This window comes from Halomonas elongata, assembly GCF_029081005.1.
Classification (GTDB): domain Bacteria; phylum Pseudomonadota; class Gammaproteobacteria; order Pseudomonadales; family Halomonadaceae; genus Halomonas; species Halomonas elongata_B.
In genome coordinates this window covers 59040-81283 of sequence record NZ_JAJQTQ010000010.1, presented here as the reverse complement: position 1 = coordinate 81283, position 22244 = coordinate 59040, and the positions used below count along the sequence as shown (strand labels likewise).

The window sequence follows — 22244 nt, the reverse complement described above, 5'->3', positions numbered from 1 at the left end:
GCATTACCTCAAGCGTCACGGTGTGGTCATGTGATGCCCAAGGCTAGGCGGGGTTGTGCGCCGTGGCATGAGATTTTGCGACGTCTTTTCGATCCCCGGTTGATCTAAAGCGGCATTGGTGTGCCGCTTTTGGTCATAAATAAGCGAGTTTACGCCGATTGTTGCCGAAACGAGATTGATGTTTTTCGACGTCAGGTCGGCCAGTGTTTCGCTGCGTCGTCACGTACCTGCTCGAGCTGCTCGAGCATTGCTCGAGCGGCGTTGGAAAGCGTGCGGCTGCGATGCACCAGATACCCTAGCGGACGATGGATGGGGGGATGGTCGACGTCGAGCTCGTGCAATTCGTCGGCCACCATGCTCTCGGGCAGCAGGCTCCATCCCAGGCCGATGTCGGCCATCATCTTGAGGGTTTCCAGGTAGTTGGTGGAGATCGCCACGGGGAGGTCCAGGCCGGCGGCGGCGAAGCGGGACTCGATCAGGGTGCGGGTGAAGGTCAGCGGGCCGGGCAGTACGGCATCGTGATCGCACAGTTCATGCAGGGCCAGATGCCGGCGCCGGGCCAGTGGATGGTTCTCGGCGCAGACGAAACAGAGTCGGTCGACCCAGACCGGTACCGCTTCCAGCTGGGCATCAGGGTGCGGTGCCAGGGTCGCTGCGGCGATCTCCAGCTCGCCGTCGAGGACACCCTGGTAGGCCTGTTCGGAGTCCAGGAAATGCAGGTCCAGACGCACCTCGGGATGGCGACGGGTATAACGCTCGAGCAGCGGTGGCAGCCGGTGCAGCCCGAGATGGTGGCTGGTGGCCAGGGTCAGGCGACCGGCGACGTCGCCACTGAGGTTGCCGAGCGCCCGTCGGCTATCGTCGACCATCACCAGGATCTGACGCGCTCGGGGCAGCAGCAGGCGGCCAGCCTCGGTCAAGGCGACGCGCCGTCCGATACGGTCGAACAGTCTGGCGTCGATCTGTCCCTCGAGCACGGCGATGCGCTTGCTGACCGCCGGTTGTGTCAGGTGGAGCTGTTCGGCGGCCCTGGAGAAGCTGCCGCTGTCGGCCACGGCAAGGAAGGCCTGCAGGCTCTGTGTATCCATGGGTCACCTCGCGATGCATTTTCATTCCTTCTTGGAATCCTTTGAATAAATAACATGAATTGCTTTTATGTGCGTGCCGCGTGACACTCGAATCAACGATAAAGGGCAATCGAATTGCCTACCGTGACGCCAAGACGGGCTCCGCCCGGGAGGATGACATGCCAGGCCAGACACTCTACGACAAGCTGTGGTCGCAGCATCTGGTGAAGGAGCGCGACGATGGCACCGCCCTGATCTACATCGACCGGCACCTGCTGCACGAGGTGACCTCGCCCCAGGCCTTCGAGGGGCTGCGGCTGGCGGGGCGCCGGCCCTGGCGGCTGGATGCCAACCTGGCGACCCCGGATCACAATGTGCCGACCACGCTGCTGGAGCGTGCCGAGGGCAATGCCGGGATCAAGGATCCGGTGTCGCTGATCCAGGTGCAGACCCTGGACGACAACTGCGAGTCCTTCGGGATCGAGGAATTCCGCATCAACGACCCGCGCCAGGGCATCGTCCACGTGGTGGGACCCGAGCAGGGGGCGACCCTGCCCGGCATGACCGTCGTCTGCGGTGATTCTCATACCGCTACCCATGGGGCCTTCGCGGCGCTGTCTCATGGTATCGGTACCTCCGAGGTGGAGCACGTGCTGGCCACTCAGTGCCTGCTGGCCCAGAAGATGAAGAACATGCAGGTCAGGGTGGAAGGCGAGCTCGGCGAGGGCGTCACCGCCAAGGACGTGGTGCTGGCCATCATCGGCCGCATCGGCACCGCCGGTGGCACGGGGTATGCCATCGAGTTCGCCGGCAGTGCCATTCGCGGGCTTTCCATGGAAGGCCGCATGACGGTCTGCAACATGGCCATCGAGGCCGGTGCTCGGGTCGGGCTGATTGCCGTGGACGACACCACCATCGATTACCTCCGCGATCGCCACTATGCCCCCCGGGGCGAGCAGTGGGAGGCCGCGGTGGCCGATTGGCGGAACCTGGTGTCCGACGACGGTGCCGAGTTCGACAAGGTGGTGACCCTGGATGCCGCCGAGATCGAGCCGCAGGTCAGTTGGGGCACCAGCCCGGAGATGGTCGCCGGTATCGGCGGTGAAGTGCCCGATCCGGCCGAGGCCGACGACGACACGGCGCGCACCGGCATCACGCGGGCGCTGGAATACATGGGGCTGGCGCCGAAGCAGAAGATCACCGACATTCGCCTCGACAAGGTCTTCATCGGTTCCTGCACCAACTCGCGCATCGAAGACCTGCGTGCAGCCGCCAAGGTGGCCAAGGGACACAAGGTCGCCGATTCGATTGCCCTGGCCATGGTGGTGCCCGGCTCCGGCCTGGTGAAGCGCCAGGCCGAGGAGGAAGGGCTCGACCGGGTCTTTATCGATGCTGGCTTCGAGTGGCGCGAGCCCGGTTGTTCCATGTGCCTGGCCATGAACGCCGACAAGCTGGGCGCCGGCGAGCATTGCGCCTCGACCTCGAACCGCAACTTCGAGGGTCGTCAGGGCTACGGCGGCCGGACCCATCTGGTGAGTCCGGCGATGGCCGCCGCCGCCGCCATCGCCGGTCATTTCGTCGATGTCCGCCATTTCGACGCCGCTGCGCAGGAGGCCTGAGCCATGCAGAAATTCGAACGACTCGAGGGCTTGGTCGCACCGCTGGACCGTGCCAATGTCGACACCGACCTGATCATTCCCAAGCAGTTCCTGAAGTCGATCAAGCGCAGCGGCTTTGGCGTCAACCTGTTCGATGAGCTGCGCTACCTCGACGAAGGTCAGCCGGGCCAGGATTGTTCGCAGCGTCCGATCAACTCGGACTTCGTGCTCAATCAACCGCGCTACCAGGGTGCCAGCATCCTGCTGGCACGCCAGAACTTCGGCTGCGGCAGCTCCCGTGAGCACGCGCCCTGGGCGCTGGACGACTTCGGTTTCCGGGTGGTGATCGCCCCGAGCTTCGCCGACATCTTCTACAACAACGCCTTCAAGAACGGCATCCTGCTGATCAGGCTTTCCGAAGCCGAAGTCGATCGGCTGTTCGAGGAAGTGGCGGCGAATGAAGGATATCGGCTCGACGTGGATCTCGAGGCGCAGCGTGTGATCACGCCCTCGGGAGAACTGCTTGAGTTCGAGGTCGACGCCTTCCGCAAGCACTGCCTGCTCGAAGGGCTCGACGATATCGGCATCACCCTGAAGGACGAGGATGCCATTCATGCCTTCGAACAGCGCCATCGGGCCGAGCGGCCCTGGATGTTTCGCGAAGCCTGACCCGGCTGCGCCGGGAGCTGGAAGCTTGAAGAGCGGCGCTGCGCGCCTGGAAGCTTGAAGAAAAACCTTTGACGCTATTTCTGGTGGCAATATGCAGCTTCCAGCTTCCAGCTGAACTTCAATAAGGATTGATGGATGACACGCAAGATTCTGGTTCTCCCGGGTGACGGCATCGGCCCGGAAATCACCGCCCAGGCCAGCCGGGTGCTGGCTGCCTGTCAGGCGCGTGGTCTCGATATCGAGGTCGACGAGGCACCGGTCGGCGGCGCCGCCTATGACCTCGAGGGTTCGCCGTTGCCGGAGAGCACCCTGCTCAGGGCCCGGGCTGCCGATGCCGTGCTGCTGGGTGCCGTGGGAGGCCCCAAGTGGGACAAGCTGGACGATATCAGCAAGCGTCCCGAGAAGGGGCTGCTCGGCCTGCGCAAGGAGCTCGGCCTGTTCGGCAATCTGCGCCCGGCGCTGCTGTATCCGCAGCTCGCCGAGGCCTCGAGCCTCAAACCCGAGCTGGTGTCCGGGCTGGACATCATGATCGTGCGCGAACTCACCGGCGGCATCTACTTCGGCCAGCCGCGCGGTATCGAGGAGCGCGACGGCCAGCGGGTCGGCTACAACACCTACGTCTATTCCGAGGCCGAGATCGAGCGCATCGGTCGCGTCGCCTTCGAGATGGCGCAGAAGCGCAACAAGAAACTCTGCTCCGTCGACAAGGCCAACGTGCTCGAGGTGACCATGCTGTGGCGCGAGGTCATGGAGCGGCTGGCGCCGGAGTATCCGGACGTCGAGCTGTCGCACATGTACGTCGACAATGCCGCCATGCAGCTGGTGCGCGCGCCCAAGCAGTTCGATGTGGTGGTCACCGGCAACATGTTCGGCGACATCCTTTCCGACGCCGCCGCCATGCTCACGGGATCCATCGGCATGCTGCCATCGGCGTCGCTCAACGAGAGCGGGCAGGGCATGTACGAGCCCTGCCACGGTAGTGCGCCGGATATCGCCGGTCAGGGCCTGGCCAACCCCCTGGCGACCATTCTCTCGGTGGCCATGATGCTGCGTTATTCGCTGGGTGAGGCGGCGCTGGCCGAGCGTATCGAGGCAGCCGTCGGCAAGGTGCTGGACGACGGCCTGAGAACTGCCGATATCGCCGCCGAAGGTGAGCCGAGGGTGTCCACCGCCGAGATGGGCGATGCCGTGCTGGCGGCCTTCGAGACTCAATAGAGCCAAGGGCCAGGGAACACCATAAGGCCCATGGGGCCAGGCTTTCAGGGGCTCCTTGCGACTCGGATAGGGCTATCGCCGTTGGATCTGTCGACGGATCGGCCCGAGCGGCAAGGCTTGACTGCGATAGCCTGGCGCCTCAGATCTTGCCCCTCGGCGCTCGGGGTTGCTTCCTGTATACTAATGAGTTCACTTTTTCTGGAGGACTTCACATGTTGAAAGTCGGTTTCGTCGGATGGCGTGGCATGGTGGGCTCCGTGCTCATGCAACGCATGGTGGAAGAGGGAGACTTCAACGGTATCGAGCCGATCTTCTTCACCACCTCTCAGGCCGGCCAGCCCGGCCCCGACGTCGGCGTGGACGTGCCTCCGCTGAAGGATGCCTTCGATCTGGAGGCACTGAAGGCCCTGGATGTGATCGTCACCTGCCAGGGGGGCGACTATACCCAGAAGGTCTACGAGGACCTGCGCGGTGGCGGCTGGAAGGGCTACTGGATCGACGCCGCCAGCACCCTGCGCATGGCGGATGACGCCACCATCGTGCTGGACCCGGTCAACCGCAAGGTCATCGACGATCAGCTGGCGCGTGGTGCCAGGACCTTCGTCGGCGGCAACTGCACCGTCAGCCTGATGATGATGGGCCTGGGCGGCCTGTTCGAGGCCGATATGGTCGAGTGGATGACGTCCATGACCTATCAAGCGGCTTCCGGTTCCGGTGCCAAGCACATGCGCGAGCTGCTCAACCAGATGGGCACGTTGCGTGACAGTGTGGCCGATGAGCTGGCCGATCCCGGCAGTGCCATCCTCGATATCGACCGCAAGGTCACCGCGGCCATGCGCGGCGGCGACTTCCCGGTCGACAACTTCGGTGCACCGCTGGCCGGCAGCCTGTTGCCCTGGATCGACTCCAAGCTCGACAACGGCCAGAGCCGCGAAGAGTGGAAGGGCTCGGTGGAGACCAACAAGATTCTCGGTCGGCAGGACAACCCGGTGCCCATCGATGGGCTCTGCGTGCGGATCGGCGCCATGCGTTCGCATAGCCAGGCCTTCACCATCAAGCTCAAGCAGGATGTGCCGCTCGACGAGATCGAGGAGCGCATTGCTACCCACAACGATTGGGTCAAGCTGATCCCCAACGACAAGGATGCCTCCAACGACGGCCTGACGCCGGCCGCTGCGACCGGCACCCTGACCGTGCCGGTGGGGCGTCTGCGCAAGCTGGCCATGGGCGGCGAGTATCTCTCCGCCTTCAGCGTCGGCGACCAGCTGCTGTGGGGCGCCGCCGAGCCGCTCAAGCGGATGCTGAAGATCCTGCGCGAGCAGTAAAGCGCCAGGCGGTGGCGCCCGCGCGGGCCCTGCCGTCGTGTGTGTCCAGGGGCGCCTCGGCAGGGGCGCCCCTGGTGCGTTGCGCCACCCGATCCTCGGCCGGGTGGCGTTCCTCCTGTTCGACAGGGATAATGCCGAGGCATCATCCATGCCGCCGCCGGTCTTGGCCGGCGCGCTTCGCCACCCACCGACCCGACAGCGCCATGAGTCTCTTTCAACGCCTCGACGAGCACCATCCCTTGACCGGCCGCCTGGCCATGGCCGTGGAGTATGACGGCAGCCAGTACTGTGGCTGGCAGTGGCTCAAGCATTCGGCCTCGGTGCAGGCGTCGCTCGAGAAGGCGCTCGCGCGGGTAGCCAGCGCGCCGGTCAGGGTACATGCCAGTGGCCGTACCGATTCCGGCGTCCACGCGACCCGACAGATCGTGCATTTCGACCCACCCGCATCGCGTTCCGAAAAGGCCTGGGTGTTCGGTGCCAATGCCAATCTGCCGCGCGATATCGCCGTGCGCTGGGTCACGCAGGTGGACGATGAATTCCATGCCCGACGCACGGCGCTGGCGCGACGTTATCGCTATATACTGCTCAACCAGCCCAGTCGTCCCGTGCTGGAACGGGCCAACGTCACCTGGTGTCGTGATCCGCTGAATGCCGAGACGATGCACGAAGCGGCCCAGGTACTGGTGGGCGAGCACGATTTCTCGAGCTTTCGCGCCGCCGGCTGCCAGTCGAAGTCCCCCTGGCGGCATCTGCATTTCATCGAGGTACATCGTCATGGCCCTCTGGTGGTCATCGATGTTCAGGGCAATGCTTTCCTGCACCACATGATCCGCAACATCGCCGGTGCCCTGGTGACGGTCGGGCGAGGTGAGCAGGGAACCGACTATCTGGCCCGCTTGCTGGCCCTCAAGGATCGTACTCTGGGTGACGTGACGGCACCGGCCTGTGGCCTGCATTTCGTCGATTCGCTTTATGACCCGGGCTGGGCACTGCCTCGGGAACCCCTGGGGCCGAATCTGTTGGCCTTCCTGGGCGAGTGGACCGGCGAACGCCCTCTGCCTGACAGCCCGCGTCCCGAGCTTCGCCGGGGACGGTTCAAGGCCGAAGCCCGGGTCGAGGAGGGCGATCATGCTTGATCATGCCACGCCCACCGGGCGCACCCGAGTCAAGTTCTGTGGCCTGAGCCGGGCCGAGGACGTGGACACCGCCGTGGCGCTGGGTGCCGACGCCCTGGGGTTCGTGCTCTGGCCCGGCAGCAAGCGAGCCATCGAGCTCGAGCGCCTGGCGGCGCTCGCCGAACGGGTGCCGGCGTTCGTCACCCGGGTGGGGCTGTTCGTCGACCCCGCGCCGGCCGAGGTGGAGAGGGCAGCCGAGCACCTCGATCTGCTGCAGTTCCATGGCGATGAATCGCCGGCGCATTGCGCGGCCTCGGGTCGGCCCTGGATCAAGGCGCTGCGCATGTGCGACGGCCTGGATCTGAAGGCGGCCGCTGGCGACTATGCCGGGGCCAGGGCTTTGCTGCTGGATGCCTATCGACCCGGCGTGCCCGGCGGAACCGGCGAGACATTCGACTGGTCGCGGATACCCGCAAGGCTGGCAAAACCTGTTATCCTCGCCGGAGGCCTCACGCCGGCCAATGTGGCCGAGGCCATCGCGATGGTGGCGCCCTTCGCGGTGGATGTTTCCGGTGGTATTGAAGCTTCCCCGGGAGTCAAGGACGCCGGCCTGATGGCTGATTTTCTCCAGGCGGTGCGGCGTGCCGATGCTTGATCCCGCAACTCCCAATCCACCCCTTCTGGCGACCCTGTGAGGTGTCCTTCGTGAGCAAGTTCAGTGACCTGACCCGACTGCCGGATGAACGTGGCCACTTTGGCCCCTATGGTGGCCGGTTCGTTTCGGAGACCCTGAGCTTCGCCCTGGAAGATCTGGAGAAGACCTATCGACGTCTTCGTGAAGATCCGGAGTTCCAGGCGGAATTCGACTACGACCTGGCCCACTACGTGGGACGTCCTTCCCCCCTCTATCATGCCGAACGATGGTCCAGGCAGCTCGGGGGTGCCCAGGTCTGGCTCAAGCGCGAAGACCTCAACCACACCGGCGCCCACAAGGTGAACAACACCATCGGCCAGGCCCTGCTCGCCAAGAAGAGTGGCAAACCCAGGGTCATCGCCGAGACCGGTGCGGGTCAGCACGGTGTGGCCACGGCCACCGTGGCCGCTCGCCTGGGATTGTCGTGCGAGATCTACATGGGCGCCGAGGATGTCGAACGTCAGAAGCTCAATGTCTATCGCATGCGGCTGCTGGGTGCCGAGGTCATACCGGTGGAGTCCGGCACCCGGACCCTCAAGGACGCCATGAACGAGGCGCTGCGCGACTGGGTGACCAACGTCGACGACACCTTCTACATCATCGGCACCGTGGCGGGACCGCACCCCTATCCGATGCTGGTGCGCGACTTCAATGCGGTGGTCGGCCGCGAGGCGCGGCGACAGTCGGTCGAGGAATTCGGCCGCCTGCCCGATGCCCTGATTGCCTGCGTGGGCGGCGGCTCCAATGCCATGGGGCTCTTCTATCCCTTTGCCGAGGACGACGAAGTGGCCATGTACGGGGTCGAGGCCGGCGGCGATGGCGTGGCCACCGGGCGCCATGCGGCGCCCCTGACCTCGGGTGCACCGCGTGGCGTGCTGCACGGCAATCGTACTTACCTGATGTCCGATGAAGGCGGACAGGTGTCCGATACCCATTCGATCTCGGCGGGGCTCGATTATCCCGGCGTCGGGCCGGAGCATGCCCTGTGGAAGGATGCGGGGCGAGTCGAGTATGTCGCGGCCGACGATGTGGAGGTGCTCGAGGCCTTCCGCGAGCTGACGCATGTGGAGGGCATCATGCCGGCCCTGGAGTCGGCCCATGCCCTGGCCTATGCCAAGCGGCTGGCGCCGACCATGCGACCCGATCAGCATATCGTGGTCAACCTCTCCGGACGTGGCGACAAGGACATCATGACCGTCGCCAAGCTCGACGGCATCGAATTCTGAGGAAGCCTGATGAACCGTATCGATCAACGTTTCGCCGATCTCAAGGCACAGGGCCGCCGCGCGCTGATTCCCTACATCACCGCCGGCGATCCCGCGCCGGCGCACACGGTGGGCTTCATGCACGCCCTGGTGCGTGCCGGTGCCGATATCATCGAGCTGGGCGTGCCGTTTTCCGACCCGATGGCCGATGGCCCGGTGATCCAGAAGGCCTGTGAGCGGGCCCTGCGCCACGACGTGCGTCTGGGACATCTGTTCGAGATGGTCAGCGAATTTCGCCGTGACGACCCCGAGACGCCGGTGGTGCTGATGGGCTACCTCAACCCCGTGGAGCGGTTCGGTTTCGAGGCCTTCGCCGATCGGGCCAGCGAGGCCGGTGTCGATGGCGTGCTGCTCGTCGACATGCCGCCGGAAGAGGCGGACCTGCTGGGCCCCGTGCTCGAGGCGCGGGGACTATCCTCGATCTTCCTGGTGGCCCCTACCACTTCACGGGCCCGGGCCGCTACAATATGCGCCCATGGCGAAGGGTATCTCTATTATGTCTCGCTCAAGGGCGTGACCGGTGGTGCCGCCGCCGATGCCGATGACATCGCGACCCACCTGGCGCCGTTGCGCGAGATGACCGACTTGCCCTTGTGCGTCGGTTTCGGTATTCGCGATGGCGCCTCGGCAGCCGCCGTCGGCCGTGTCGCCGATGGGGTGATCGTCGGCAGTGCCCTGGTCAGCCGTATCGCCGAGAACGCCGAACGGCCCGAGGCGATTCCCGCCGCCCTGGAGGCGGTGCTGGGTGAGATGCGCCAGGCACTGGATGCCTAGTGGCAGCCTGTTCTGCCAACCGATTCGATTCGGCCCCCGCCTCGCGGGGGCGACAGCACAAAGGGAAGCGATTCTGACATGAGCTGGCTAGACAAGATCGTGCCCTCGGTGGGCCGCATTCAGCGCAAGGAGCGGCGTACGAGCGTCCCCGACGGCCTGTGGCGAAAGTGCCCCAAGTGCGAGTCGGTGCTCTATCTGCCGGAGCTCGAGAAGCACCACAACGTATGCCCCAAGTGTGACCACCATCTGCGCCTGACGGCGCGCAAGCGACTGGACTGGTTCCTCGACAAGGAAGGGCGCGAAGAGATCGCCGCCGATCTCGAGCCCGTCGATCGCCTGAAGTTCCGCGACTCCAAGAAGTACAAGGACCGTCTCAGTGCGGCCCAGAAGTCGACCGGGGAAAAGGACGGTCTGGTCGCCATGCGCGGGTCCCTGGAGGGGTTGCCGGTCGTGGCCGTGGCCTTCGAGTTCACCTTCATGGGAGGCTCGATGGGGGCCGTGGTGGGCGAAAAGTTCGTGCGCGCCGCGACGCAGGCTCTGGACGAGGGCATTCCGCTGGTCTGTTTCGCTGCTTCGGGCGGGGCGCGCATGCAGGAGGCGCTGTTCTCGCTGATGCAGATGGCCAAGACCTCCGCAGCCCTGGAAAAACTCAAGCAGGCCGGCGTGCCCTACATTTCGGTACTCACCGACCCGGTCTTCGGTGGCGTCTCGGCGTCGCTGGCCATGCTCGGCGATCTCAATGTCGCCGAGCCCAATGCCTTGATCGGGTTCGCCGGCCCCCGGGTCATCGAGCAGACGGTTCGCGAACAGTTGCCCGAGGGCTTCCAGCGCAGCGAGTTCCTGCTCGAGCACGGCGCCGTGGACATGATCGTTCACCGTCAGGACATTCGTGAGCGGCTTGGCGGGGTGTTGCGCAAGTTGACCCATCAGCCGGCCAATGGGCCAGCATCGATCGAAACCGGTGAGCCGGATCTCGTCGATGCGGCAGAGCAGGCCGAGCAGCAGCCCGGGGAAACCGCAGCGGCGGCGGAAGCGTCGGAACCCGAGGCGCCGACCGATGGGCGCAGGGAGACGGACAGCGAGGAAGCCGACGAGTCGCCACGCCCTGACGATCATCGTTGAGTTCGACGACATGCACGATGCTTCCCCCACCCCGCTCGATGCCTGGCTGAGGCGACTGGAAACGGCGCATCCGGTGGACATCGACCTCGGCCTCGAGCGGGTGGACGAGGTCGCTCGTCGCATGGGGCTGTTCGATGGGCCGGTGGCGGGACGAGTGATCACCGTGGCCGGCACCAATGGCAAGGGGTCCACCGTGGCCATGCTCGATGCGCTGGCGCGGGCGCATGGCCTTTCGACCGCCACCTATACCTCTCCCCATCTACTGCGCTACAACGAGCGACTATGCCTGGATGGGCACGAAGCTGACGATGCCACCCTGATCGCCGGTTTCGAGGCGGTGGAAGCCGCCCGCCTCGATGGCGAGCCCATCAGCCTGACCTACTTCGAGGTCGGTACCCTGGGTGCCTTGCATGCCATCCGTGCGCATGCTCCCGCGCTGGCGATTCTCGAAGTGGGTCTCGGTGGGCGGCTTGATGCGGTAAACATCATCGACGCCGATGTGGCGGTGATAACGACCATTGCCCGGGACCACGCGGCCTTCCTCGGCGACGACCTCGAGAATATCGGCCGTGAGAAGGCCGGCATCATGCGCCCCGGTCGACCCGCCGTGCTGGGATCGCGCGAGCTGCCGGCCAGTGTGCGCGCCACCGCCGAGTCGCTGCCGGCCCCGGTGCATGCCCTGGGCGAGACCTATGAGGGCGAGCGCGGTGCAGGCGCATGGCGCTGGTGGGGGGAAGGGCGAGTGCTCGAACGCCTTCCGGAGCCCGGCCTGCCACTGGACAACGCCGCGACCGCCTTGACGGCCTTGCAACTGGCCGGCATCGAACTCGACGAGGCGGCCTGTCGGCGGGCTCTGGCGAGTGTCGTCCTGCCCGGCCGCATGCAGTGGCATGGTGCCTGGTGTCTGGATGTGGGCCACAACCCCCAGGCAGCGGCCCATGTGGCCGGGCGACTGGCCGAGCGTCCCGTCGAGGGGCGAACCTTCGCGTTGCTCGGCATGCTGGGCGACAAGGATGCCGATGGCGTGATCAAGGCGCTGGCACCGTCGATCAATGCCTGGTTGCCGGTCACCCTGGAGGGGGCACGGGCACGCAGCGCCGATGAACTGGCAGGGCATCTCGAGGCGCTCGGTCAGGAGGTCGTGCATCGCGAAGCCTCGCCGGCACGCGGTGCAGCCTGGCTGGAGTCGTATCTCGCGCCGGGGGACCGTGTGCTGGTCTGTGGCTCCTTCTTCACCGTTGGCGATGTGCTGGCGGCCTGGGCGGCGCGGGCACAGACTGAAACGGATGACGGCCCATCGAGGGAATGACATGAAATATGGTATGCGCGAGCGGATCAGCGGTGCCCTGATTCTGATAGCCCTGGCGGTGATCTTCGTCCCCTTGTTGTTCGACGATCCGGCGCCGCGGGAGGAGCGTCCCGAGCCGGTATTGACCATCGAACAGCCAATCGAGGTCGAGCATCGCGATCCCGAGGAACCGGTACCACCGGATGGCCTCGACGACGGCTCCTCCGAGGCGTCCACGAATACCGGGACCGAGGTGGCGAGTGAGCCGGTGGAAAGCGTGGTGAGTGAAAGTGGCGGCGCGAGCCAGGAAGCGGCGTCGGGCGAAGAGGCCCGGGTAGAAGAGAGCCAGGCCGAAGAGACCCAGGTGTCCGACGGCGACGGCGCGAGTGAACAGGCGCCGACGGACGAGCCGGCCGAGGATCCCATCGCCGAATTGGCCCGGGCCGCCGATGAACGCCAGGCCGAGGCCACGCCCGGTGGCGACTGGGCGGTCCAGGTCGGTAGCTTCGGCCAGGTCGACAACGCCGAGCGCTTGCAGACTCGCCTGAAAGAGCAGGGGTATCCTGCCTATCGGCGCGCGCGTGACAATGAGTTGACCACAGTGTATGTCGGCCCCTATGCCAGTTCGGAAGCGGCCGAGGACGTGATGGGCAAGCTCAAGGCCGGGCTCAATCTGCAGGGCCTGCTGGTGAGGACCGAGTGAACGCAATGGCGCTAACCTGGCTCGATTGGCTGTGCATCGCCGTGCTGGCCGTGACTACCTTGACGGGCTTGTTTCGCGGGCTGATCCGCGAAGCCCTTGGGCTTGCCTCCTGGATCGTTGCATTGCTGGCGGCACGCTGGCTCTCCGCGCCGGTGGCCGATGTGTTCTCGGGGGTGATCGAGAGTCCCGATGGACGCCTGGTACTGGCGTTCGTGCTGGTGGTATTCGTCGTCATCCTGGCCTGTGGCTTGATCATCCGTCTGATGCATGCGGCCGTGGAGTGGGTCGGCATGGGGCTGTTCAATCGGATGGCCGGTGCCGCCTTCGGGCTGGCCAAGGGAGCGGCGGTGCTGGTGCTGGCGACCATCCTGATCGGCCTGACGCCATTGGCGCAGCTTCAGGCCTGGGAGCAGGCCGCATTGCGCCCCGACCTGGAGCGGCTACGGGGGTGGGCGGTGAGTCATGTGCTGGCCTGGGAGGACCGTCTCCCGGCCTCGACATCGCCCCTGGAGACGTTGTCCGCGCCGGGCGACGCGGAGCCGGCGCCGGAAAAGGCGGATGATACCGGCGTGATGGAATAGTCTGGATTGCAGGGGTGGTGAAAGACCACCCTTTTTACTTAGGAAACGCTGAATAAATCGCCGAGCAGGTGGAGCGCAAGGCGCACGGAGCACAGAAAGCGAGACATAACGGGTAGTTAGGCGAGTTTTCGAGCACCGCGCAACGAAGCGATTTGCATGCGCAGGCATTTAAACCGTGTTTCCCTTACGGCAAGCGAGGTAAGCAGTAATGTGCGGGATCGTGGGCCTGATGGCCAAGCAGGCGGTAAACCAGGGGATCTATGATGCCCTGACGGTGCTGCAGCACCGCGGCCAGGATGCCGCCGGCATGATGACCTGGAACGAGGGACGCTTCCTGCTGCGCAAGAGCAACGGTCTGGTACGGGATGTCTTCCATACCCGTCACATGGCGCGTCTCAAGGGTAACCTGGGGATCGGTCATGTGCGTTATCCCACTGCCGGCTCTTCCAGCGAGGCGGAGTCGCAGCCGTTCTATGTCAACTCGCCCTATGGCATCACGCTGGCTCACAATGGCAACCTGACCAATTCCGACCAGCTCAAGCAGGAGCTGTTCTCCTCCGACCTGCGCCACATCAACACCAGCTCCGATTCCGAGGTGTTGCTCAATGTCTTCGCCCATGAGCTGGGCAAGCAGGGGCCTCACCTGGCGCCGGGCGACATCTTCGATGCCGTGCGCCGCGTGCATCGCCGTTGCCGGGGGGGGTATGCGGCCGTGGCGATCATCAACGGTGTGGGCATGGTGGCCTTCCGCGACCCCAATGGTATTCGCCCGGTGGTCTTCGGCTCTCGTGACGAAGGCGAGGGTCAGGAGGTGATGATCGCCTCCGAGTCGGTGGCGCTCGACGTCGGCGGCTTCGATCTGCATCGCGACCTGGCGCCCGGCGAAGCGATCTTCGTCGATATGGATGGCAGCATTCACACCGAGAGCTGCGCGGATCAACCTCGCCTCGCGCCATGCATCTTCGAACACGTCTACCTGGCGCGCCCTGACACCCTGCTCGATGGTGCCTATGTCTACGGCACGCGCATGCAGATGGGCCGCAAACTGGGGGATCGCATTCAGTGCGAGTGGCCGGACCACGATATTGATGTGGTGATCCCGATCCCCGATACCTCGCGGACCTCGGCCCTGGAGCTGGCCCAGCATCTGGGGGTGACCTATCGCGAAGGCTTCATGAAGAATCGCTATATCGGTCGGACCTTCATCATGCCGGGCCAGACTCAGCGCAAGAAGTCGGTTCGCCAGAAGCTCAATGCCATCGATATCGAATTCCAGGGCAAGAACGTACTGCTGGTCGATGATTCCATCGTGCGGGGGACGACCTGTCGCCAGATCATTCAGATGGCTCGCGAAGCGGGTGCCCGCAAGGTCTATTTTGCCTCGGCGGCGCCACCGGTTCGCTATCCCAATGTCTACGGCATCGACATGCCGGCGGCCAGCGAATTGATCGCCCATGGTCGCAGCGAAGCCGAGGTCGGCGAATTGATCGGCGCGGACCGGATGATCTATCAGGATCTGGATGACCTCAAGGAAGCATGCCGCGAGGTGAATCCGGCGCTGGACGAATTCGATTGTTCGGTCTTCGACGGCCGTTACATCACCGGCGATATTGATGATGCCTATCTGGCCGAGCTCGAGGCGATGCGCAACGATGAAGCCAAGGCCTCGAGTGCCGGTGACCATGCGCTGGTCGGCATGCATAATCAGGAAGATGACATCGACTGAGGGACGCGCCATGCATGATGATGACCAGATCGGTGATGACTGGGGCCTGTCCACCCTGGCGGTACGCGCCGGTCATCGGCGCACCGCCGAGCAGGAACACAGCGAGCCGATCTTTCCGACGTCCAGTTTCGTCTACGGCAGTGCCGCCGAGGCGGCGCGCAAGTTCGGCGGCGAAGAACCGGGCAATATCTACTCGCGCTTCACCAACCCGACGGTACATACCTTCGAGCGGCGCCTGGCGGCGCTCGAAGGCGGAGAGCGCTGCGTGGCCACGGCCTCCGGGATGTCGGCGATTCTTGCCACGGCGCTGGCGCTGCTGTCCACCGGCGACGAGATCGTCGCCTCGCGTTCCTTGTTCGGCTCCACGGTCAGTCTGTTCGACAAGTACCTGGGCAAGCTGGGTATCACCACGCGCTATGTCGAGCTGTCGAATCTCGAGGCGTGGGAGGCGGCGATAACGCCGGCCACCAAGCTGCTGTTTGCCGAGACACCATCCAATCCCCTGTCCGAGGTGGTCGATATCGCCGCCTTGTCCGATATCGCGCGGCGACATGGGGCCTGGCTCGCCATCGACAACTGTTTCCTTACACCGGCGCTGCAACGCCCGCTGGCGCTGGGTGCCGACCTGGTGATCCACTCGGCCACCAAGTACCTGGATGGGCAGGGGCGGGCGGTCGGAGGCGCCGTGGTCGGCCCCGACAAGGCGCTCGAGGAGGTCTACGGGGTGGTGCGCACCTGTGGTCCGTGCCTGAGTCCTTTCAATGCCTGGATCTTCACCAAGGGGCTCGAGACGCTCGGCCTGCGCATGCGGGCACACTGTGCCAGCGCCCAGGCACTGGCCGAATGGCTGGATGCCCATCCGGCGGTGGAACGGGTCCACTACAGCGGCCTGAAGGCTCATGCGCAGCATGAGCTGGCCGCGCGCCAGCAAGCGGCGTTCGGTGCCGTGCTCGGCTTCGAGGTCAAGGGTGGGCGCGCGGGCGCCTGGTCCGTGATCGACGCTACCCGGCTGCTGTCGATCACCGGCAACCTGGGCGATGCCAAGACCACCATCACGCATCCCGGTACCACGACACATGGGCGCCTTTCAGAGGCACAGAAGGCCTCGGCCGGGATCAGCGAGGGATTGATTCGCGTGGCGGTCGGTCTCGAGGATCTCGAGGACATTCGGGCGGATCTGGCTCGTGGACTGGATGCCCTGGGCCGGGGCATGTCGAATGGTTTTTCCGAATGAAGCGTTCGGCTATTTTCAGCGGACCGGACGGGTGACGCATCGTATAGTGACGCTCATGTCATGACGTTTCGGGATGATTGCGCATGTGGGGTAACTCGCGTTTCGGTTGGGGGCTCGTCAGCATCCTGCTGCACTGGCTGAGTGCGTTGGCCATCGTCGGCCTCTTCGTGCTGGGCTGGTGGATGACGGGACTGGATTACTACGACAGCTGGTACAACCTGGCACCTTGGTGGCATCGCAGCGTGGGCATGCTGTTGCTGTTCGCGACCCTGGGTCGACTGGTCTGGCGTCTCTTGCAGCCCACGCCGGCTGCCCGGGGGCACCGGCTGGAGCGCCTGGCAGCCCATGCCGGGCATATCCTGCTGTACTGCCTCATGCTGCTGGTGCTCGTGAGCGGCTATCTGATTTCCACTGCCGAGGGCGAGGGCATCGATGTCTTCGGCTGGTTCAAAGTGCCGGCGTTGATCAGTGGGTTGCCCGATCAGGCGACGCTGGCGGGGACGATCCACTGGTATGCCGCCTGGGCACTGATCGTGCTGGCGGCGGGCCATGCCCTGGCGGCCTTCAAGCATCATCTGATCGATCGTCACGATGTTCTCGTGCGCATGCTGTTGCCGCGCTACACTCGCCGTCACTGAAGACTGAAGAAGGAGAACGACACGATGTTCAAGAAGACCGCGCTGACTGCCGCCCTGGCGGCCGCCTCACTGGTGCCGCTGGCCCAGGCGCAGGCCGCCGACTACACCATCGACACCGAGGGCCAGCATGCCTTCGTCCAGTTCAAGATCAACCATCTGGGCTTTTCCTACATCCTCGGTTCCTTCGAGGAGTTCTCCGGGGGCTTCAGCTATGATCCGGAAAATCCCGGTGAGTCCGCGGCAGACGTCGAGGTGGATGTGAGCAGCCTGACCACCAATCACGCCGAACGCGACAAGCACATCAAGAGCGATGACTTTCTCGACGTCGGTGAGTATCCCACGGCCACCTTCACGTCCACCGGCTTCGAGTCCACCGGCGAGAACGAGGGCGTGCTGACCGGTGATCTGACGCTGCACGGTGAGACCAACGAGATCGAGATGCCGGTCACCCTGCTCGGCGAGGGCGACGATCCATGGGGGAACTATCGTGCCGGCTTCGAAGGCAGCACTACCTTGACGCTCGCCGATTACGGCATCGACATGTCGAGCTTCCCCGAGTCGATGCATGAGCTCGAGCTGTATGTGACGTTCGAGGGGATTCGTCAATGAGCTGACGTTCGCCGATGGCGAGTCACATGACCGCAAGACGGTGAAGGAAACGACACCCCCGGCGAATGCCGGGGGTGTCGTTCGTCAGGGGATGGCGACGAACGCCGCCATCCGGTTGGGGAGGCTGATCACGCCTCGTTGAGCACGGCGTCGGGGAAGTGGCGCCGCAGGATACGGTTCTGGAACGGATCCACGAACCGACTGTTGATAATGATGATGAACCGCTCGAAGGGCGCCTCGGTATCCTGTTGAGTGATGGCATCCACGCTGTGGTAGAGCCGGTCGTCTCGCAGATGCAGGATGTCGCCCGGGTCGAGCGTCGCATCGGCCACCGGTCGGGTACCGGCCTTGTCGACATAGAGATGGTTGTCGGCACCGGTCACGTTGTGACGACTGACCACCATGATGCTCAAGGCCTTGCACCCATCGGCATGGATGCCCTGGCCCTGGAGCGGATCGATCTGCCCCTCGCCCCTGACGCCGGTGATCTGCATCAGGATCGGCTCATTGGCCTGGAGGCCCCAGAGCCTGGCCCAGGCCCGCACGAAGGCCTTGACGTCGGGACGCTGTAGAAAGGTCTCGGTCAAGGGCGCATAGTAGCGCAGCCGGTCGGCCATGCTCTCGGCATCGTTGAAGGCTCCCCCCTGAGCCATGGGGCAGGACCCCATGTCCTGGACCTCGCCGGCCCGGTCGAGGGACAGCCACGACATGCGCTTCCAGCGCTGATTGACGTAGGGATCCCTCGGTAGATCCGCGGTGAAGGTCTGCCAGGCAGGCAGGTCGAGGCGATCTCGAAGGTCGGTCATCGCCCAGTCCTGGTGTGCCAGTTGCGAGGTTACCTCGGACGACCAGTAATCGCCGAGGGGGTCCGGTGGCATGGTAGTACTATCGAAACCGTACTTGAGGGTATCGAGTTTCATGGAATGACTCCTTTCCTGAGGGCCGTATCGCCCGAAGCGTTGCCGGAGGATTCCAGGCAACAGTAAGGAAAGGAGAAGAAATGTAACCAAATGTCAAAGGGTCGAAAGGGTTCGGCGCTGCCGCAAGCGACAAGTCGTTCATTTCGGGGGCATCATCGCGACGATGACGGTTGAACTTGCGTGACATCGATGACAGTTTGCATCATGCTCGGTCATGGATGTCGCATGAGGTTTCTCAGACTCCATGCCGACTTCTTCCCACAGCAACGAGGATGGACATGGTCGGTCGCGCTTCGCGTCTGCGACGGTGGTTGAGTCGCATAGGGGTGAGAGGTCGAGGGCATGTACCGCAACCCCATACGGCCCTGACGTCGCCGGACGACGTGGAGCGCGTCAGGCGCCAGTATCAGGAAAGTGAACAGCGCTTTCGTGCGCTGCTCGAGAGCCTCCCCAGGGTCGCGGTACAGGGCTATGATCGAGACCGCCGCGTCATCTACTGGAACGAGGCCAGTACAACGCTTTACGGTTACACCGCCGATGAGGCGAGCGGCAGGCTGCTCGAGGACCTGATCATTCCCGACGAGATGCGCGACGGGATGATCGAGGCGCATCGCGCCTGGATCGCGGAGGGCAGGGAGATACCGGCCGAGGAAATTGAACTCAAGCACCACAGTGGTGAACGGGTGCCGGTGTTCTCCCACCATGTAATGCTCGGTGAGCACACCGAGTCCCCCTTGATGTTCTGCGTCGATGTCGACCTGTCCGACCAGAAGCGCGCGCGTCGTGACCTGGCTTTCGTCACGCATTTCGACGCCCTGACCCACCTGCCCAACCGCCATGCCTTCGAAACCGAACTGGAAGAGGCCTTGGAAGGCTGTCTGCGTCGGCGCGCCGGCCTGGCGTTGATCTATCTCGATGTCGATCGGTTTTCCGAGATCAACGACGCTCTGGGCTATGAGCAAGGGGATAGCGTACTGGTCGAGCTGGCCCGACGGCTGGGGCTGGAGCAGCGACTGACCGATCTGATGTCCCGGGTCGCGAGCGATGAATTCGTGCTGGCCTTTCCGGGGGTCAACCAGCGTGAAGATGTCTGTCGACTCGTCGGCAAGGTTCAGCAGACCCTGCGTCGGCCATTCGCGGTGGATAACGGAGAGCGCCGGGTCACGGCGGCGCTCGGGGTCAGTTTGTTCCCCGAAAACGGCCTGAGCGCCCGGGAATTGATCCGCAACGCCGATGTGGCCAAGAACCGGGCCAAGCTGGATGGTCCGGGCGGGTTGCAGTTCTTCCAGCAGCACCATCATGACGAACTGGTGCGTCAGCAGCGCATGGTCGAACAGCTCGAGCAGGCCATCGAACATCGCGAACTGAGCCTGCATTACCAGCCTCAGGTCTCCGTGGTCAGCGGTCGTATCGAGAACCTCGAGGCCCTGCTGCGCTGGCAACCACGAGGTGCCTCTTCCTTCGTTTCTCCAGGGGAATTCATCCCGCTGGCAGAGCGATCGGGCCTGATCCACCGACTGGGTGACTGGGTCATGGAGGAAGCCTGTCGGCAACAGGCGGCATGGCGCAGGGCGGGCTTCCTGGACTCGCGTGTCGACATCAATCTCTCGGGCCGTCAGATGTTGCGACCTGACACCTTGTCGCGTTTCGAGGCGTGCCTGGAGCGACATGGCCTGACGTCTCGGGATGTCGGTATCGAGCTGACCGAAAACGTCCTTATCGAGGCTGACCCCCTGGTGCTGGAGAATTTGAGACGCCTTTACCATCGGGGCGTGCGTATTGCCATCGATGACTTTGGTACCGGCTATTCCTCGCTGAGCTATCTCAAGCACTTTCCGGTCACGGCTCTCAAGGTCGACCGAACCTTCATGCGAGATGCACCCAGGCAGCCCGAGGATCGCGCCATCATGGAAGCGGCCATCTTCATCGGGCATCGCCTGGGACTCGAAGTCGTGGCCGAAGGTGTCGAGAATGCCGAACAACTCGCCCTGATACGCGAGATGCACTGCGATCTGGCCCAGGGGTATTTCTTCTATCGCCCCATGCCGGCACCGGACATCCAGGTACTGCTGGATGGCACGGCGGGCTGGTCCAGGTAGGGCGATACACCACGATGGTCATCGAGATGGCGTAGAATGACCCCCTTTTCGTGGACGACCCGGAGTCATCGTGAGTCACACCGATACGACCCCTGCGCCATCGCTGGGCGTGGCGCTATGGCGCCAGACCTGGCCGATGGCCATTGGCGTGCTGTCCCTGCTCGGTTTCCAGCTGGTCGACAGCGCCTTCATCGCGCGGCTGGGTACGGCCCCTCTCGCCGCGCAGTCCTTTACCTTTCCGCTGAGCTTTCTGATCATCGGCGTCCAGGTGGGGATGGGCATCGCCATCGCCGCCTTGATATCGCGTGCCCTGGGCGCGGGCGAGCCGACCAGGGCGAGACGCCTGGGGAGCCTGGTGCTATTGAGTGGCACCGGCGTGATCGCGCTGTTGGCACTGGTGTTGTGGTGGGCTCAGGCGCCCATCTTCCTGCGGCTCGGAGCGGAGCCCGGATCCCTGGCGTTGATTCGGGCCTACTGGAGCCCCCAACTGCTCGCTGCCTGGTTGGGGGCCTGCCTGTATTTCGGCTATAGCCTGTTCCGCGCCCATGGCAACACGCGCTTGCCGGGGGTGCTGATGGTGACGACCAGCCTGGCCAATCTGGCGCTCGATCCCTTGCTGATCTTCGGCGTTGGCACCTGGCCCGGTCTGGGATTGCCCGGAGCGGCCATCGCCACGGTGCTGGCCTTCGCCCTGGGGCTGGTGATACTGGGGGGGCGACTGGCAGGGCGAGGCTGGCTGACGGGCCAGGGCCTCATGGGCGAGCTGCGCCTTTCGTTCCGGCCCTTCGCCGGTATCGCCGGCCCCGCGATGATCAGCCAGTTGATGCCGCCCCTGGCGGCGATGCTTGCCATCTCGGCGGTGGCAGGCCTGGGCGAGGCCCAGGTCGCGGCCTGGGGGCTGGCCAACCGGCTCGAGACCGTCTCCTTGATGGTCGTGCTGGCCATGACGATGTCGCTGCCGCCCTGGTTGGGACGTTGTTACGGCGCCGGGGATTGGGCGCAGGTACATCGTCTGCTACGCCTGGCCTTGCGGGTCGTGGTGGTCTGGCAATTGGCGCTGGGACTGATCCTGGCCGTGGCCTCGCCCTGGGTGGCTCAGGCGTTGTCGGGTAACCCCGACGTGCGCGGGGATCTGGCCATATTGGTGCGATTCATGCTGCCGAGCTATGCGGCCCTGGGGGTCTGCATGCTGGTGGTGTCCGCCGGCAATGCCCTTGGCTGGCCACTGCGCGCCATGCTGATGTCCGCGGCGCGACTGTTCGTGTTCTATCTGCCTTGCCTATGGGGCGGCGCCTGGCTGGCCGGTCTGACGGGGCTGGCGGTCGGTGCGGCCCTGGGGAATCTGCTGGCCGGCCTGGCGGCCTGGGGATTGCTGCGCCGGGTGCTCTCCAGTCCGCGGCGCATGGCGGCAGAATCTGTGTAGTTTTTTGTGCTACAGAATATGTTCTTTTCGTTTTTTCAGACTACTAGGTAAATAATTTTTGATTTTTAATAGTGAATAAATAGGTAAAAACAGAATAAATGCCTTGATCATCGTCTTTATACTGCTCTCCCGAGGCGCCGGAGCGACATCCGGGCGCCTCGCGTCCATGGCAACAAGCA

At 64.4% G+C, this 22244-nt stretch carries 20 protein-coding genes; 18 read left to right on the top strand and 2 right to left on the bottom strand.

Features of this window, described 5'->3' with window-relative positions:
- Nucleotides 1-191 precede the first annotated feature (191 nt).
- Complete coding sequence (locus LU493_RS09475; protein ID WP_275287544.1) at nucleotides 192-1088, bottom strand: LysR family transcriptional regulator; 897 nt, start codon at nucleotides 1086-1088, stop codon at nucleotides 192-194.
- Nucleotides 1089-1246: 158 nt separating this feature from the next.
- Between LU493_RS09475 and leuC the strand changes: the two genes are divergently transcribed.
- The 16 genes from leuC (at nucleotide 1247) to LU493_RS09395 (ending at nucleotide 17623) form a co-directional block, all read left to right on the top strand.
- Entirely contained in the window at nucleotides 1247-2686 is a 1440-nt protein-coding gene (gene leuC, locus LU493_RS09470; RefSeq protein WP_275287543.1) for a 3-isopropylmalate dehydratase large subunit, read from the top strand.
- A 3-nt stretch (nucleotides 2687-2689) separates the two neighbouring features.
- On the top strand, nucleotides 2690-3334 hold the full coding sequence (gene leuD / locus LU493_RS09465; protein WP_275287542.1) for a 3-isopropylmalate dehydratase small subunit: 645 nt from the start codon (nucleotides 2690-2692) through the stop codon (nucleotides 3332-3334).
- Between the two features lie 135 nt (nucleotides 3335-3469).
- Nucleotides 3470-4549, top strand: coding sequence for a 3-isopropylmalate dehydrogenase (gene leuB, locus LU493_RS09460; RefSeq protein WP_275287541.1), 1080 nt, complete (start codon nucleotides 3470-3472; stop codon nucleotides 4547-4549).
- Nucleotides 4550-4761: 212 nt separating this feature from the next.
- Nucleotides 4762-5874, top strand: a complete 1113-nt coding sequence (asd, locus tag LU493_RS09455; protein ID WP_275287540.1) for an aspartate-semialdehyde dehydrogenase — start codon at nucleotides 4762-4764, stop codon at nucleotides 5872-5874.
- Nucleotides 5875-6077: 203 nt separating this feature from the next.
- A complete protein-coding gene (truA, locus tag LU493_RS09450) occupies nucleotides 6078-7010 on the top strand; it encodes a tRNA pseudouridine(38-40) synthase TruA (RefSeq protein ID WP_275287539.1) in 933 nt (310 codons plus the stop codon).
- Nucleotides 7003-7644 carry a phosphoribosylanthranilate isomerase gene (locus LU493_RS09445; protein ID WP_275287538.1) on the top strand — a complete coding sequence of 214 codons (642 nt, stop codon included), beginning with the start codon at nucleotides 7003-7005 and terminating at the stop codon, nucleotides 7642-7644. The genes truA and LU493_RS09445 overlap by 8 nt, the downstream gene beginning before the upstream one ends.
- 50 nt (nucleotides 7645-7694) lie before the next feature.
- Nucleotides 7695-8909 carry a tryptophan synthase subunit beta gene (gene trpB, locus LU493_RS09440; protein WP_275287537.1) on the top strand — a complete coding sequence of 405 codons (1215 nt, stop codon included), beginning with the start codon at nucleotides 7695-7697 and terminating at the stop codon, nucleotides 8907-8909.
- 9 nt (nucleotides 8910-8918) lie between these two features.
- Entirely contained in the window at nucleotides 8919-9722 is an 804-nt protein-coding gene (trpA, locus tag LU493_RS09435; protein ID WP_275287536.1) for a tryptophan synthase subunit alpha, read from the top strand.
- A gap of 78 nt (nucleotides 9723-9800) precedes the next feature.
- Nucleotides 9801-10844 (top strand): acetyl-CoA carboxylase, carboxyltransferase subunit beta, encoded by a 1044-nt coding sequence (accD, locus tag LU493_RS09430; protein WP_275287535.1) that lies wholly within the window; start codon nucleotides 9801-9803, stop codon nucleotides 10842-10844.
- Between the two features lie 10 nt (nucleotides 10845-10854).
- A complete protein-coding gene (gene folC / locus LU493_RS09425; RefSeq protein ID WP_275287534.1) occupies nucleotides 10855-12153 on the top strand; it encodes a bifunctional tetrahydrofolate synthase/dihydrofolate synthase in 1299 nt (432 codons plus the stop codon).
- Between the two features lies 1 nt (nucleotide 12154).
- Nucleotides 12155-12835, top strand: coding sequence for an SPOR domain-containing protein (locus LU493_RS09420; RefSeq protein ID WP_275287533.1), 681 nt, complete (start codon nucleotides 12155-12157; stop codon nucleotides 12833-12835).
- Between the two features lie 5 nt (nucleotides 12836-12840).
- Nucleotides 12841-13416 carry a CvpA family protein gene (locus LU493_RS09415; protein ID WP_275287532.1) on the top strand — a complete coding sequence of 192 codons (576 nt, stop codon included), beginning with the start codon at nucleotides 12841-12843 and terminating at the stop codon, nucleotides 13414-13416.
- Nucleotides 13417-13624: 208 nt separating this feature from the next.
- Nucleotides 13625-15142: an amidophosphoribosyltransferase gene (purF, locus tag LU493_RS09410; protein ID WP_275287531.1), complete on the top strand. Its 1518-nt coding sequence runs from the start codon at nucleotides 13625-13627 to the stop codon at nucleotides 15140-15142.
- A 10-nt stretch (nucleotides 15143-15152) separates the two neighbouring features.
- Nucleotides 15153-16376, top strand: coding sequence for an O-succinylhomoserine sulfhydrylase (locus LU493_RS09405; RefSeq protein ID WP_275287530.1), 1224 nt, complete (start codon nucleotides 15153-15155; stop codon nucleotides 16374-16376).
- An 83-nt stretch (nucleotides 16377-16459) separates the two neighbouring features.
- A complete protein-coding gene (locus tag LU493_RS09400) occupies nucleotides 16460-17014 on the top strand; it encodes a cytochrome b (RefSeq protein ID WP_275287529.1) in 555 nt (184 codons plus the stop codon).
- Nucleotides 17015-17038: 24 nt separating this feature from the next.
- Nucleotides 17039-17623: a YceI family protein gene (locus LU493_RS09395; RefSeq protein WP_275287528.1), complete on the top strand. Its 585-nt coding sequence runs from the start codon at nucleotides 17039-17041 to the stop codon at nucleotides 17621-17623.
- A gap of 128 nt (nucleotides 17624-17751) precedes the next feature.
- Here LU493_RS09395 and LU493_RS09390 read toward each other — a convergent pair whose 3' ends face one another.
- Nucleotides 17752-18543, bottom strand: a complete 792-nt coding sequence (locus LU493_RS09390; protein ID WP_275287527.1) for a 2OG-Fe dioxygenase family protein — start codon at nucleotides 18541-18543, stop codon at nucleotides 17752-17754.
- A 278-nt stretch (nucleotides 18544-18821) separates the two neighbouring features.
- Between LU493_RS09390 and LU493_RS09385 the strand changes: the two genes are divergently transcribed.
- A complete protein-coding gene (locus LU493_RS09385) occupies nucleotides 18822-20642 on the top strand; it encodes a putative bifunctional diguanylate cyclase/phosphodiesterase (protein ID WP_275287526.1) in 1821 nt (606 codons plus the stop codon).
- A gap of 136 nt (nucleotides 20643-20778) precedes the next feature.
- Nucleotides 20779-22065 (top strand): MATE family efflux transporter, encoded by a 1287-nt coding sequence (locus tag LU493_RS09380; RefSeq protein WP_275287599.1) that lies wholly within the window; start codon nucleotides 20779-20781, stop codon nucleotides 22063-22065.
- Nucleotides 22066-22244: the final 179 nt, after the last annotated feature.

Coding starts and splice junctions, on each gene's coding strand:
- accD (WP_275287535.1), top strand. CDS start 9,801: ATGAGCTGGCTAGACAAGATCGTGCCCTCGGTGGGCCGCATTCAGCGC.
- LU493_RS09415 (WP_275287532.1), top strand. CDS start 12,841: ATGGCGCTAACCTGGCTCGATTGGCTGTGCATCGCCGTGCTGGCCGTG.
- LU493_RS09400 (WP_275287529.1), top strand. CDS start 16,460: ATGTGGGGTAACTCGCGTTTCGGTTGGGGGCTCGTCAGCATCCTGCTG.
- leuD (WP_275287542.1), top strand. CDS start 2,690: ATGCAGAAATTCGAACGACTCGAGGGCTTGGTCGCACCGCTGGACCGT.
- asd (WP_275287540.1), top strand. CDS start 4,762: ATGTTGAAAGTCGGTTTCGTCGGATGGCGTGGCATGGTGGGCTCCGTG.
- LU493_RS09475 (WP_275287544.1), bottom strand. CDS start 1,088: ATGGATACACAGAGCCTGCAGGCCTTCCTTGCCGTGGCCGACAGCGGC.
- LU493_RS09445 (WP_275287538.1), top strand. CDS start 7,003: ATGCTTGATCATGCCACGCCCACCGGGCGCACCCGAGTCAAGTTCTGT.
- LU493_RS09405 (WP_275287530.1), top strand. CDS start 15,153: ATGCATGATGATGACCAGATCGGTGATGACTGGGGCCTGTCCACCCTG.
- leuC (WP_275287543.1), top strand. CDS start 1,247: ATGCCAGGCCAGACACTCTACGACAAGCTGTGGTCGCAGCATCTGGTG.
- LU493_RS09380 (WP_275287599.1), top strand. CDS start 20,779: ATGGCCATTGGCGTGCTGTCCCTGCTCGGTTTCCAGCTGGTCGACAGC.
- LU493_RS09385 (WP_275287526.1), top strand. CDS start 18,822: ATGGTCGGTCGCGCTTCGCGTCTGCGACGGTGGTTGAGTCGCATAGGG.
- folC (WP_275287534.1), top strand. CDS start 10,855: ATGCACGATGCTTCCCCCACCCCGCTCGATGCCTGGCTGAGGCGACTG.
- leuB (WP_275287541.1), top strand. CDS start 3,470: ATGACACGCAAGATTCTGGTTCTCCCGGGTGACGGCATCGGCCCGGAA.
- LU493_RS09420 (WP_275287533.1), top strand. CDS start 12,155: ATGAAATATGGTATGCGCGAGCGGATCAGCGGTGCCCTGATTCTGATA.
- LU493_RS09395 (WP_275287528.1), top strand. CDS start 17,039: ATGTTCAAGAAGACCGCGCTGACTGCCGCCCTGGCGGCCGCCTCACTG.
- LU493_RS09390 (WP_275287527.1), bottom strand. CDS start 18,543: ATGAAACTCGATACCCTCAAGTACGGTTTCGATAGTACTACCATGCCA.
- trpA (WP_275287536.1), top strand. CDS start 8,919: ATGAACCGTATCGATCAACGTTTCGCCGATCTCAAGGCACAGGGCCGC.
- purF (WP_275287531.1), top strand. CDS start 13,625: ATGTGCGGGATCGTGGGCCTGATGGCCAAGCAGGCGGTAAACCAGGGG.
- truA (WP_275287539.1), top strand. CDS start 6,078: ATGAGTCTCTTTCAACGCCTCGACGAGCACCATCCCTTGACCGGCCGC.